Below are 11950 nucleotides of genomic sequence, written 5' to 3' on the forward strand. Positions count from 1 at the left end.
GACTCGTGTCTCGCCAGGCCTTTCGCATGGACCGGGCGTCGGCCTCTACCGCGAGGACTCACGGCCGCAGATCATTGTCAACGATGAGGGGCGGTCAGATGAGTGTCGAGCAGGAGCCTGCCCGGGTGCCGTCCGGCAGCCGCTCGCCGGTGCCGGCAGGCGCCGTGCCCGCGTTCATGCTCGGAATCGCGATACATCTGTTTGCCGTCGCGGTCTACCTTGCCGGAGCGTGGCTGCGGTTGGAGGGATGCGACGAGCATGACGGGCTGGCGCTGGCACTTGTGCTGGCCGCGACTGTCGACGTGATCGCATCATCGGGTGCGTTGGCGCTGCTGCTCCGGCGTCGCCGTGGAACACGATCGGCGCTCGTGCTGGGATGGGGGGCCAGTTTCACTCTCGCATGCGGCCTGCTGGGCTTGGTCGCGAACCACATCGCCACCCTTACCTCGGGTTGTCCCGTCTAGCCGGCGGCGCGGGCCTTCCGTGTGCCTTTGCGGACATGTGTGATGCGGCGACCCGCCGGCCAGGCGGTCCCAGTGTCATCGACTGCGGCCGCCAAATGCTCAAGACCCATCCGGCGCGGGCTCTCGTCGAACGTCGCGCCAAGTTCCGCTGACGATCAACGGCCGCCCATTATTCCTCAGCGGTGCGTGAGTCCTTTGGCTGCCCGGTTATCGCATCCGCAGCTCGGTCGATCAACCTCTCGTAGACCGCTTTCCCGAGCGCCAGCAGCACCACCAGCGCCAACGAGCCGAGGGCCGTCAGTGCGGCGCCGTTGATGGAGATCATCGCCGTCACGAACCAGGCCGCCAGTATCGCGACTGAGAGGGCAAGAACGACGGCTGCGCCCTCGACCAGAGCAGCGCCTGCCTCACGTAGGAAGGCAATTCCACGCTGGCCCGCGCCCTTTTTCATGATGGTGGACGGCGTCGCTGCCATCGGGCCCCCTTCGATGATTTTTGCGGTGGGGAAACCATGACACGGCATCGACGTACAGAACTAGCCCCATTGGTTGGGATCAACGTCCACCCAACGGGCGGTGTGCGGCCTTGCGCATGCGGCGCATAAGATCGAACCCTTCGAGTGCATGCACCCCCCCGCGCTTGAATCAAAAGGCGCTTCTGCGACGACCCGGCGCCAGTCGGGCCTCACTATGCGGATCATGGCGCAAATATCGCGAGAGCCGGCCGGGCCGACAAGCAGCTTGGGAAGCCCGACCCACCTGCCGTCGGCACGCCGCATGACCTGTCGCGATCCTGGTCGGCGGCGGTGACCTGATCCCTGACGATCTCGGCCGCCCGCCGATGTCCCCGGACCTCGGCCTCTACCCCGACCGGCATCCCGCTGATGGCGTAAACGAAAGCCCAGGCCCGGAATCGCTTCCGGCCTGGGCTTTTTCGTGTGGAGCGGGTGAAGGGAATCGAACCCTCACTGTCAGCTTGGGAATCGGCCAGATCAGCATCTCCGACCTCGGTTCAGCTGGTGGGGACCCGGTCCCGAGTGGCCTCGGTTACCCCTCCTTCACCCCGACTTATGGCCCGTGGATGGCCCGTGGTGTGGCAGGTCGGGATCAGCGATATCCGACATGGCTCGAGCCGCTTCCCAGAGATCTCGCCGGAGAGCTTCGTTAGCCTCCTGTTGGTCCTGCCAGGCCGGACTCATGTCGATGGCCTGCTTCGCTTCGGCGAGGTTCAGGCCGGCCGCGTGCATGAGGACCCTGATGGAGTCGATCTGGTTGAAACCCTCGGCGCGCAGGAAGGCGATCACATCGTTCAGCGGGATGCCCTCCGCGAGTTGGCCAAACACAGCTGCGACCGCTGCCTCGAACCCCTGATCTTTGAGCACGGCCCAGTATGGCTCGGAGCGGTTCAACTCAGTGGGGACAAGCAGCTTGGGAAGCCCGATCCGCTCATGTCCGGCGTAGCCGTCAACCTGGCCTTGCCGAGGTCGGGCCGTTGGTGCGGTGCCTGGCGTGTGCCGTGGTTCCCCGGTGCTTCCTTCAGCAACGGGCACGCAGCGGGCACGGCCTCAGACCTCGGACGGTCAGTGCCTTCGCCGCATGATTGGATAGCCGCCGTGTCGAAGACCGAGGCACTGCTGGCACGCGCCGCAGCCGACCCGCACGCGACGGCCTGGGATGAGTTGTACGTGACGGCGTGCCATTACGGCTTCCCAGACATGGATGAGGCGACGCTTCTTCCGTGTCTGGCCGACATTGCGGCCCGCTTCGAGCCATCCGACCGCGACAACGTCTTGATCCTTGCCGGGCAGATCGCGACACGCCTGGACGAAACGTCATGGCCTCTGTACGCCGAACCGTTGACGGCTCTGCAACACCTGGCCGCTGGCTGGGCTATGACACCTACCGATCCGCCGGCCTTCATCTACCGCCTGCGAGCCGTCATGGCACTGGATGGCGACGAAGTGTGGGGCACGGAGCTAGACCGGATCGGGCACGGTGAGATCGAGACCGATTGTCCGGCCTGCGGAACATCGCTGTTCGTGGTGTTCGGCGATCATGGTTGTTTTGCCACCCATGAGGACTACGCAACCAGATCTGATGTCGAGAAGGCACCGCTGTTCCCGGCCGAGCCGACCGAGCTGGACGGTGCTGGACGAAGGTTGTACTCGCTGAGCGTGCAGGCGGGCCAGCACTCCGTTGCCACGACGCTGATGTACCTGTTTGGTCGCGCCACCTGCACGCAATGCGGCACCGAGTTTCGTGTGTCAGAGCAGGTCGAGCGTCGCCGCTAGTTGGCCGGCAGACGTTGAAGCGGAACGGCCCACGTTCTAGAGTTCGCCAAGGTGAACATCTCCGGCCTGGAGAGATTCGCGCCAAGCGCTCTTCGTCAGTGGTCGGCTTTTCCCGCTGTTTCACACCCTCATGTGCCCCAGGTGTGCCCCGACGTCATCCCGGTCAGTCCTCGCCGTCCCGCGGCCCCAACGCCGGGAGCACTGCTGTGTGTGGCACGCGGATGACACGCTTCTGGACATGGAGGCCCTCGCGGATCAGCTGCCTGCGCTAGTGGGTGTTCTCGTCGGTGTGATCGGCACGATCGTGGCGACGGAAGTCGGGGATCGGAGGCGGTGGCGACGCGAGCACAGTGTTCGGTGGGACCAACGGCGGCTCGACGCCTATGCCGACTACGGTCGATCACTAAAGCACATTCAGTTCTTGACTGGCCGCCTGTCCGCGCCGAACCGTCCGAACGCAAAGACACAACCGATCGATCGAGAAGCTGGGCTTGCTGCGCTGGCCCAAGCTGAAACGGAGCGCGCGGCGATCTGGGAGAACGTGCTGCTAACAGGTGATGCTACGACGGTTAGCGCCGCACGTGATTGGCGAAAAGCAGTATGGAAGATGGAACTAATCGCGCGAGGGATTGAAGTGTCAGACGTGACGTGGGAGGAAGCACTTCAGATCGCGGCAGCAGCACGAGACGGCTTCTACGAGGCAGCGCGCAGCAGCCTGGCCGTGACTGGAGGACCCCTACCTCCCAGCCTGCGATCTCTTGGCAGGTTTCGTGGCGGACCAGCCGGGTCCCCCCACTGACCGGTGCACCTTCAGTTTGGAAGACCGCCAGGACTCGACCGTAATGACCGAAGTACCTAGTCGTCATGGCCAGGCTTCCGCCCGTTGATGCCCGCCCGCAACCCTCCATGGCACGGCCATCTGGCACGCCGCAGGCACGGACGCTGTCATACATTCGGCTGACTACCCAGCTTGTGAGCAGGGGGCATGATGGCCGCCGTGACGGGACTCTCCAGCATCGCGTTCTACCGGCCGCCAGCGGTATGGCGGGACCGTCTCCGTGCGTATCGGCTTGTCGTGGACGGATACGAGGTAGGCGAAATTCGACGTGGTCAGGTACTCCGTGTGCAGGTAAGTCCCGGTCGACACGAGGTGCAGGCGCGGATCGACTGGACGGGGAGCAAGCGGTGGGTATTCGACGCGGTCGAAGGGTGCGAGGCTCGGTTCAGAGTTGAGCCTGCGGGCAACTCATTGATGTTTTGGCAGGCGTTCGGGTCGGAGGACTGGCTGCGGATGAGCTTTGACGGGATGACCCCGGGCTCCGTCTGACTCGGCGAGTGGTGATCTCCTTGCGGCGGCAGTCTCAGACCAAGTCAGGGGTTCTCGGCACCGAGGTTCGCTGACATGCCCTCCGGGTGACGTCGTAAGGAGATCACCACCCCAACCCCCTCCTCCCCCAACTGCATTCCGCAGCTATGCCGGGTGCATCTCTGAAGCGGTGGCCGGGGTTCGGGGCAGAGCCCCGAGGTCTGAGGTAGCTGTGTGCTCGGACGTGACGGCGTCACGGGAGGGACGGTCCGGTCCACGATGGTGATCCGACATAGCTCTTGAGGTTCTGGGCGAACAACTGCGGCTGGCGCCCGCGTCCCCCGCGCGGGCCGCAGACATAGCGCGGGGGGAGACGCGGTGCGCCGGGCCGCGCGTGCGCGGCCCTTGTTACGGCTGCACATCGCGCCGAAGCTGGGCGGCCTGGCGCTGGTCGAGATCACCACGCCTCGGTTGAGGACGTGGCGGCATGACCTGCTCGGCTCGATCGGGCCAGTCACGGCGGCGAAGGCGTACCGCCTGCTGCGGGCCGTGCTCAACACCGCTGTGACGGACCGGCTCATCACCTGCAACCCTTGCCAGATTGTCGGCGCTGGTCAGGAGAAGAGCCCGGAGCGACCGATCGCCACCATGAACCAGGTCCTGACGATCGCGGACAACGTGCCGGCAAGGTTCCGGGCCATGGTGCTCCTGGCGTGCTTCGCCAGCATGCGCTTCGGGGAGCTGGCCGCACTGGCGCGCAAGCACGTCAACACGAGCACGGGTGAGGTGCTGATCGAGCGGACCATGGGGGAGATGGTCAACGGGCAACTGGTGTTCGGTCCGCCGAAGTCGGCTGCGGGTGTGCGCGTTGTGACCGTTCCTTCGGCAATCCTGTCCGCGCTCACCGATCACCTCGCCGAGTTCACCGCCGAAGGCGCGGAGGCGCTGGTGTTCGTCGGCCCGATGGGTGCGGCGGTCCGGCGATCGAACTTCCAGGAGCACTGGACGAAGGGCACCACAGCGGCTGGTGTCATGGGTCTGCACTTCCACGACCTTCGCCATACCGGCAATACCTGGGCGGCCGAATCCGGCGCGACGCTGCGCGACCTGATGGATCGGATGGGCCACGCCTCCACCAAGGCGGCGCTGATCTACCTGCACCGCTCCGGCGCGCGTGACCGCGCCATCGCCGATGCTCTCAGCGGGATGGTCGAGCGCGCCCAAGCGCAGAAGAGCAAGGACGAAGGACAGCCGGAAGAACTAACCGTGGCTGCCGACGATGACGGGCACGACCAGGGCGACGGGCACGCAGCGGGCACGACGTCGGGTTAGAGATCGCGGGAAATAGAAAAGCCTGGTTGGGACTCGCGTCCTACCAGGCTTTTCTTCGTGGAGCGGGTGAAGGGAATCGAACCCTCACTGTCAGCTTGGGAAGCTGATGTTCTGCCATTGAACTACACCCGCGAGCGGCCACCACTGTACCTGACGTCACGGGTCGCGTGCACGTAGGTAACCGCGGCAGTTCGCCGTGGTCCTCGCTCACGCAGCCACGAGCTGGAGGAACGGTTTGCGGGGCCGGCGCTCGTGCGCCGGCCCGTTCCGGCCTGCCGCCGGGTCGCGCCAGGTGTTCGGGTATGCGCCCGCCTCGTGCCGGTGCAGCAGGGCCGACTCGACGGTGAGCTCGTACAGCCGCCAGTCGACGGTGGGCGCGGCGCGGTGCTGGCGGACGAGGTGCTCGACGGTGGCGATGCTGGTGACGGGGCGGGCGCGGCCGCTGACGTATGCCTCGACGTCGCTGTCCTCGGCGGGGAAGGCGTGCAGGGCGTAGCGCCCGTCGCGTTCGAGGTCGCGCCGCTTCGGTGAGTCGATCACGAAGCAGTAGAGGCCCTCGTCGGTGACGACGGGGGAGACGGGGTGCACCCGCGGCCCGCCGTCGGCCCGTACGGTCGCCAGGTAGCCCATGCCCGGCCCGTACTGGTGCAGCAGGGCGCGGATCGACGAGGCCAGCCACGGCGTGGCGGCGGCGAATTCGGTCCAGGTAGCCATGGGGTGGACTTTATCGAACACATGTTCTAGTGCGCCATCGAGACACGCGGTGCGTCCCCTATCGAGTGATCGCTGCCCGAAGAAGCCCTTGTGGCCCGCGAGGGAGCGCAGAATTCCGGCTGTTCGGGTGGGCCGCGGCGGCGAAGGGGCAAGCCGGGGACGGTAGGCTCCCTGCGTGTTGCTATCCGACCGGGACCTCGTGGCCGAGATCAAGTCCGGCCAGCTGCAGCTGGAGCCGTTCGAGCCGAGTCTGGTGCAGCCGTCGAGCATCGACGTCCGGCTGGACCGCCTGTTCCGGGTGTTCAACAACCACCTGTACACGCACATCGACCCGGCCGAGCAGCAGGACGACCTGACGACCCTGGTCGAGGTGCAGGACGGGCAGCCGTTCGTGCTGCACCCGGGTGAGTTCGTGCTCGCCTCGACGCTCGAGGTGGTCACCCTGGGCAACCAGCTCGCGGCGCGGCTGGAGGGCAAGTCGAGCCTGGGCCGGCTGGGGCTGCTGACGCACTCGACAGCGGGTTTCATCGACCCGGGCTTCTCCGGGCACGTGACGCTGGAGCTGTCCAATGTGGCGACGCTGCCGATCCGGCTGTGGCCGGGGATGAAGATCGGCCAGCTGTGCGTGCTGCGGCTGTCGTCGGAGGCCGAGCACCCGTACGGCTCCAGCGTGAACGGCTCGCGTTATCAGGGCCAGCGCGGCCCCACGGCGTCGCGGTCTTACCTCAACTGGCGGACCTGGCCGACGGCCTGACCTCGACGGTCGCCCGCGGATCGGCGGGAGATCCGGCGCGCGCTGCCCGCCGCGAGCTGGTTGCTCAGGCAAACCCGGCCAAACAGTTTCTGAAAAATCGTGAAAGAGCGTCTCGTCCGACCGTACAGAATGCGATCCGCCGACGAGACAATCTGAGCGGTGAAGCGAAGTTGATCAGGCATGCTGGTTGCCGTACGCATACCACTTGCCCTGTCGGGCGGACGCCCGCTAAGCCCTGGATTCCGCGCCGGACTCGGCGCGGCCTTCGTGCTGCTCTTGTTGATCAGCGCGGTCGAGCTGGCCGACGGCCGGGAGGCCCGCTTCGTCGGCCTGATGGCGACGGTGCCGTTCCTCGCCGCGGTGTTCGCGCCGTGGCAGGCCGTGCTGGTCGCCGGCGGGGTCGCGACGGCGGTGGGCACGGTCTTCGCCTTCTTCGGGATGAGCCAGGACGACCTCTCCGCGTTCATCAACGTGATCGGCATCGGCCTGGCGACCGGCATCGCGGCGCTGGTGGCGGTGGTCCGCCAGCGGCAGGCCGAGCGCATCGCCGAGCTGGCCAAGCTGGCCACCATCGCCCAGCAGGCGGTGCTGCGGCCGCTGGGTCCGAAGGTTGGCACGCTGGCGGTGGCGGGGCGGTACATCTCCGCGACGGCGGCCGCCGACATCGGCGGCGACCTGTACGAGGCGCTGGACACCCCGTACGGCGTGCGCATGATCATCGGTGATGTGCGGGGCAAGGGCCTGGACGCGGTGCGCACGGCGAGCATCGTGCTGGGCTCGTACCGCCATGTCGCCTTCGAGCGGGCCGACCTGCGCGCCATCGTCGCCGACCTGGACCGGGCCGTGGCCCGCAGCGTGGGCGACGAGGACTTCGTCACGGCGTGCCTGGTGGAGGAGCGCGGCGGCACGCTGACGATCGTCAACTGCGGCCACCCCGCGCCGATCCTGATCCGCCGCGGCGAGGTGATCACCCTTGATCCGCCCTCGCCCGCGCCGCCGCTGGGCTTCATGCCGGTGGTGCGCAGCCGCGTGGAGCGGCTGGAGCCGGGCGACCGGCTGCTGCTGCTGACCGACGGCCTGGCTGAGGCGCGGCGGGACGGCGAGTTCTTCCCGATCACCGAGCGGGCCTGGAAGCTGCTCGGCCACGGCACCGTGGGCGACGGCCTGGCCTCGGTCGAGTCGGCGCTGATGGAGTGGGTGCACAACCGGCTCGACGACGACATCGCGCTGATCCTGATGGAGTACGCGGGCCCGTCGCAGCCCACCCTGGCGCCTGTGCCCAGCTGGGAACTCGGCGCGACGAACTAGGCGACCGAGGTGGACCGGTTGCGCCGGACCGCGAGGGACAGCACGGGCAGCGCGCTCGGTGCCCGGTGGCGGCCGATGTAGCGGATCGGGTAGCGCGGCTCGAACATCAGCTTGCGCAGGTTCTCGATCATCTTCTTCCTCCCCTGTGGCGGGCGGGGCGAGGGTGCCCGCGCGTCACCCGGAAGAACGACGTCGATCCGGAAAGGTTGCGCCACGCGGTGTGGCGACTTGCTTATGTCCGTTTTGTTGACTATGTCCGCTCGGGCCTGGTCGGGAGATTTCACCTGGATGTGATGTGAACTTCTCGGCTGTTCGCTTGCCGATGGTTACTGACGAGTAATACAGTCGGACTTACTGGTCGGTAACTGAATGCGCTGAGGGCGGGAAGAATGAGCCACTACCAGAGCAACTTGCGGGATCTTGAGTTCAACCTGTTCGAGGTCTTCGACACGCCCTTCGGCGAGGGTCACTTCGCCGACATCGACGCGGACACCGCGCGCAGCGTGCTGAGCGAGATCGATCGCATGGCCCGCGTCGACCTGGCGGCGAGCTACGCCGACGCCGACCGCAACCCGCCGGTCTACGACCCGGCGAACTACACCGTGACCATGCCGGAGAGTTTCAAGCAGTCCTTCAAGACCTGGATGGACTCGGAGTTCTGGCGCCTGGACCTGCCGCCCGCCCTCGGCGGCAGCTCCGCCCCGCGCACCCTGACCTGGGCGTTCGCCGAGCTGGTGCTGGGCTCGAACGCACCGGTCTGGATGTTCGGCTCCGGCCCCTCGTTCGCGCACGTGCTCTTCCTGGAGGGCACCGACGAGCAGAAGAAGTGGGCCGAGCTGTTCGTCGACAAGAAGTGGGGCTCGACGATGGTGCTCACCGAGCCCGACGCGGGCTCGGACGTCGGCGCGGGCCGCACCAAGGCGGTCAAGCAGGAGGACGGGTCCTGGCACATCGAGGGCGTGAAGCGCTTCATCACCTCGGCCGAGCACGACATGTCGGACAACATCATCCACTACGTGCTCGCCCGGCCGGAGGGCCACGCGGCGGGCACCAAGGGCCTGTCGCTGTTCGTGGTGCCGAAGTTCCACTTCGACGCCGAGACCGGCGAGCTGGGCGAGCGCAACGGCGTCTTCGTGACCAACGTCGAGCACAAGATGGGCATCAAGGTCTCCACGACCTGCGAGACCACCTTCGGCGGCCACGGCGTCCCGGCCAAGGGCTGGCTCGTGGGTGAGGTGCACGAGGGCATCCGGCAGATGTTCCTGATCATCGAGAACGCCCGGATGATGGTCGGCACGAAGGCCATCGCGACGCTGTCGACCGGCTACCTCAACGCGCTGGCCTACGCCAAGGAGCGGGTGCAGGGCGCCGACCTGCTGAAGATGACCGACAAGACCGCGCCGCGGGTGGCCATCACCAACCACCCGGACGTGCGCCGCTCGCTGCTGCTGCAGAAGTCGTACGCCGAGGGCCTGCGTGCCCTGGTCGCGTACACCGCGTACTGGCAGGACCGGGTCGCCATGGCCAAGGCCGCGGGCGACGAGAAGGCCGCCAAGCGGGCCGAGAAGATCAACGACTTCCTGCTGCCGCTGGTCAAGGGCTGCGGCTCCGAGCGCGCGTTCGAGCTGCTCGGCTCCGAGTCGCTGCAGACCTTCGGCGGCTCCGGCTTCCTGCAGGACTACCCGCTGGAGCAGTACGTCCGCGACGCGAAGATCGACTCCCTGTACGAGGGCACCACCGCGATCCAGAGCCTCGACCTGGTGTTCCGCAAGATCGTGCGGGACAACGGCCGGGCCCTGATGTCGGTCGCCGGCGAGATCCAGGAGTTCCTCACCAACGAGTCCGGCAACGGCCAGCTCAAGGAGGAGCGCGCGTCGCTGGCCGCCGCGCTCGGCGACGTGCAGGCCATGCTGGGCACCTTCACCGGCTGGCTGGCCGAGTCGCAGGGCGACGACCCGCGGGCGCTGTACAAGGTCGGCCTGCACTCGCGCCGCCTGCTGCTGGCCGTCGGCGACCTGGTCGTCGGCTGGCTGCTGCTGCGCCGCGCCGAGGTCGCGCTGCGCGAGCTGTCCGGTGAGCCGGGCACCGACCAGGCGTTCTACACCGGTGTCGTGGCCACCGCGCGCTTCTTCTCGCGCGAGGTGCTGCCGCGGCTGGGCTCCGACCGGCGCATCGTCGAGCTGGCCACGCTCGACGCGATGGACCTGGACGAGGCCTCCTTCTGACCCCACGGGGCGCGGCCCCGGCCGCGCCCCGCACCCATCCCACGAATAGGTGAACGGCGCCCCCTCGCCACGCGGAACGCGTGAGGGGGCGCCGTCGCCGTACGCGGGGTCGGCCGGGTGCCGGGCTGTTATCGCCGAAGTTGGGATGCGCAACCGAGCCGCTTGCGGCAAGCTGGGCACATGGCTCCGCTGACCGGCGCCGCAACGCGCCCACGCACTCTGGTGCTGCTGCGTCACGCCAAGGCCGACCGTCCGGCCGGCTTGTCCGACACCGATCGCCCGCTCACCGACCGCGGGCACGCCGACGCCGCCGCGGCGGGCGCCTGGCTGGTCAACCACGGCTACGTGCCCGACCTCGTGCTCTGCTCACCGGCCCGGCGCACCCGGCAGACCTGGCACGGGGTCGCGGTCGCGCTGGCCGGCGCCGGGTCGCCGGTGGTCCGCTACGAGCGTTCGCTGTACGAGGGCGCGACCGGCGAACTGCTCGCCCTCATCCGGTCCGTGGAACCCGAGTTCCGCACGGTCCTGGTCATCGGGCACAACCCGACCATCTCCCAGCTCTCCGAGCAGCTCGACACGGGCGGCGGCGAGGTCGACTCCGACGGCCTGCGCACCTGCGGCATAGCCGTCCACCAGCCCGAAGCCGACTGGCCCGACACCGAAACCGCCAAACTCGTCGCCGCCCACACCGCCCGCGCCTGACCGCCCTAGATCATCCGACTTGCCTGGCAGATGTGCGTATCTTGACGACTCATTCGCCCAGTTGCCTGGCAAGTCGAACGATCATGCGAGCGGGGCGGTGGGTGAGCGGGCGGTGGGTCAGGCGAAGAGGGCGAAGTAGATGGCGATGTGGTGGCAGATGGCGGCGACCAGGGTGCAGGCGTGGAAGAACTCGTGGTGGCCGAAGACGGTGGGCCAGGGGTTGGGGCGGCGGAGCGCGTAGAAGACGGCGCCGGCGCTGTACGCCGCGCCGCCGGTCAGGAGCAGGACCAGCGCGGTGACGCCGCCGTTGTGCAGGATGTCGGGCAGCACCGCCACCGCGACCCAGCCCAGGGCGAGGTAGAGCGGCGCGGACACCCAGCGCGGCGCGTGCGGCCAGATCAGCGACATCGCCGCGCCGCCCAGCGCGCCCGCCCAGACCAGCGCCAGCAGCAGCGTCGCCTTCCCGGACGGCAGTAGAAGCAGGCAGAACGGGGTGTACGTGCCGGCGATGAAGATGAAGATCATGGCGTGGTCGAGCCGTCGCATGGTCTGGTAGCCGCGTTCGCTCCAGACCCGACGGTGGTAGAGCCCGCTGACGCCGAACAGCCCGCACACGGTGAGGCTGTAGACCGCCACGCTGATCACCGGCGTGCTGCCGGGCCGGAACGCGGCGATGGACACCAGGACGGCGCCGCACACCAGCGCGACGAAGAAGGCGTACGCGTGCAGCCAGCCGCGCATCCGCGGCTTGCCGATGTCGACGGGGCGCAGACGTTGCGGGGTGGCCGTGCCAGTCATGCCCCCTAGGCTACGGCACCGTAGGTTACTGGCGCGTAGCCTCCGGGGGTGAGGCCG

Annotated in this window: 12 protein-coding genes and 1 tRNA gene; 7 read left to right on the forward strand and 6 right to left on the reverse strand. The window is 67.8% G+C overall.

Annotation, left to right across the window (positions count from 1 at the left end):
• The first annotated feature begins 98 nt into the window (after positions 1–98).
• A complete protein-coding gene (locus tag HAV39_RS08540) occupies positions 99–464 on the forward strand; it encodes a hypothetical protein (RefSeq protein ID WP_191838607.1) in 366 nt (121 codons plus the stop codon).
• A 169-nt stretch (positions 465–633) separates the two neighbouring features.
• Here HAV39_RS08540 and HAV39_RS08545 read toward each other — a convergent pair whose 3' ends face one another.
• Both HAV39_RS08545 and HAV39_RS08550 read right to left on the reverse strand, forming a co-directional pair.
• The gene (locus HAV39_RS08545) at positions 634–939 is read right to left on the reverse strand and encodes a hypothetical protein (RefSeq protein ID WP_191838608.1); all 306 of its coding nucleotides are present in this window, start codon (positions 937–939) and stop codon (positions 634–636) included.
• A 582-nt stretch (positions 940–1521) separates the two neighbouring features.
• The gene (locus HAV39_RS08550) at positions 1522–1845 is read right to left on the reverse strand and encodes a hypothetical protein (RefSeq protein ID WP_191838609.1); all 324 of its coding nucleotides are present in this window, start codon (positions 1843–1845) and stop codon (positions 1522–1524) included.
• A gap of 231 nt (positions 1846–2076) precedes the next feature.
• Between HAV39_RS08550 and HAV39_RS08555 the strand changes: the two genes are divergently transcribed.
• A complete protein-coding gene (locus HAV39_RS08555) occupies positions 2077–2754 on the forward strand; it encodes a hypothetical protein (protein ID WP_191838610.1) in 678 nt (225 codons plus the stop codon).
• A 1684-nt stretch (positions 2755–4438) separates the two neighbouring features.
• Positions 4439–5392, forward strand: a complete 954-nt coding sequence (locus HAV39_RS08560) for a tyrosine-type recombinase/integrase (RefSeq protein ID WP_191838611.1) — start codon at positions 4439–4441, stop codon at positions 5390–5392.
• Between the two features lie 58 nt (positions 5393–5450).
• Here HAV39_RS08560 and HAV39_RS08565 read toward each other — a convergent pair.
• Both HAV39_RS08565 and HAV39_RS08570 read right to left on the reverse strand, forming a co-directional pair.
• Positions 5451–5524, reverse strand: a tRNA-Gly gene (locus HAV39_RS08565).
• Positions 5525–5599: 75 nt separating this feature from the next.
• A complete protein-coding gene (locus HAV39_RS08570) occupies positions 5600–6106 on the reverse strand; it encodes a pyridoxamine 5'-phosphate oxidase family protein (RefSeq protein ID WP_239120852.1) in 507 nt (168 codons plus the stop codon).
• A 175-nt stretch (positions 6107–6281) separates the two neighbouring features.
• On the opposite strand from HAV39_RS08570, the gene dcd reads away from it, so the two are divergent.
• A complete protein-coding gene (gene dcd / locus HAV39_RS08575) occupies positions 6282–6860 on the forward strand; it encodes a dCTP deaminase (RefSeq protein WP_191838612.1) in 579 nt (192 codons plus the stop codon).
• A gap of 180 nt (positions 6861–7040) precedes the next feature.
• Positions 7041–8168 carry a PP2C family protein-serine/threonine phosphatase gene (locus HAV39_RS08580; protein ID WP_191838613.1) on the forward strand — a complete coding sequence of 376 codons (1128 nt, stop codon included), beginning with the start codon at positions 7041–7043 and terminating at the stop codon, positions 8166–8168.
• Here HAV39_RS08580 and HAV39_RS43220 read toward each other — a convergent pair.
• Positions 8165–8299 carry a hypothetical protein gene (locus HAV39_RS43220; protein WP_275413961.1) on the reverse strand — a complete coding sequence of 45 codons (135 nt, stop codon included), beginning with the start codon at positions 8297–8299 and terminating at the stop codon, positions 8165–8167. The genes HAV39_RS08580 and HAV39_RS43220 overlap by 4 nt on opposite strands.
• 258 nt (positions 8300–8557) lie before the next feature.
• Here HAV39_RS43220 and HAV39_RS08585 point away from each other — a divergent pair, with 258 nt between their 5' ends.
• Both HAV39_RS08585 and HAV39_RS08590 read left to right on the forward strand, forming a co-directional pair.
• Complete coding sequence (locus HAV39_RS08585; protein ID WP_191838614.1) at positions 8558–10393, forward strand: acyl-CoA dehydrogenase; 1836 nt, start codon at positions 8558–8560, stop codon at positions 10391–10393.
• A 189-nt stretch (positions 10394–10582) separates the two neighbouring features.
• Positions 10583–11095, forward strand: coding sequence for a SixA phosphatase family protein (locus HAV39_RS08590; RefSeq protein ID WP_191838752.1), 513 nt, complete (start codon positions 10583–10585; stop codon positions 11093–11095).
• Positions 11096–11212: 117 nt separating this feature from the next.
• Here the strand turns inward: HAV39_RS08590 and trhA are convergent, their stop codons facing one another.
• A complete protein-coding gene (gene trhA / locus HAV39_RS08595) occupies positions 11213–11893 on the reverse strand; it encodes a PAQR family membrane homeostasis protein TrhA (protein WP_191838615.1) in 681 nt (226 codons plus the stop codon).
• Positions 11894–11950 lie beyond the last annotated feature (57 nt).

Origin of the sequence: Catellatospora chokoriensis (assembly GCF_011297315.1) — a bacterium.
Classification (GTDB): Bacteria; Actinomycetota; Actinomycetes; order Mycobacteriales; family Micromonosporaceae; genus Catellatospora; species Catellatospora citrea.

What these genes read in the sequence shown, in the direction of transcription:
- HAV39_RS08540 (WP_191838607.1), top strand. Translation starts at nt 99, where the DNA reads ATGAGTGTCGAGCAGGAGCCTGCCCGGGTGCCGTCCGGCAGCCGCTCG.
- HAV39_RS08545 (WP_191838608.1), bottom strand. Translation starts at nt 939, where the DNA reads ATGGCAGCGACGCCGTCCACCATCATGAAAAAGGGCGCGGGCCAGCGT.
- HAV39_RS08570 (WP_239120852.1), bottom strand. Translation starts at nt 6,106, where the DNA reads ATGGCTACCTGGACCGAATTCGCCGCCGCCACGCCGTGGCTGGCCTCG.
- HAV39_RS08580 (WP_191838613.1), top strand. Translation starts at nt 7,041, where the DNA reads ATGCTGGTTGCCGTACGCATACCACTTGCCCTGTCGGGCGGACGCCCG.
- HAV39_RS43220 (WP_275413961.1), bottom strand. Translation starts at nt 8,299, where the DNA reads ATGATCGAGAACCTGCGCAAGCTGATGTTCGAGCCGCGCTACCCGATC.
- HAV39_RS08585 (WP_191838614.1), top strand. Translation starts at nt 8,558, where the DNA reads ATGAGCCACTACCAGAGCAACTTGCGGGATCTTGAGTTCAACCTGTTC.
- trhA (WP_191838615.1), bottom strand. Translation starts at nt 11,893, where the DNA reads ATGACTGGCACGGCCACCCCGCAACGTCTGCGCCCCGTCGACATCGGC.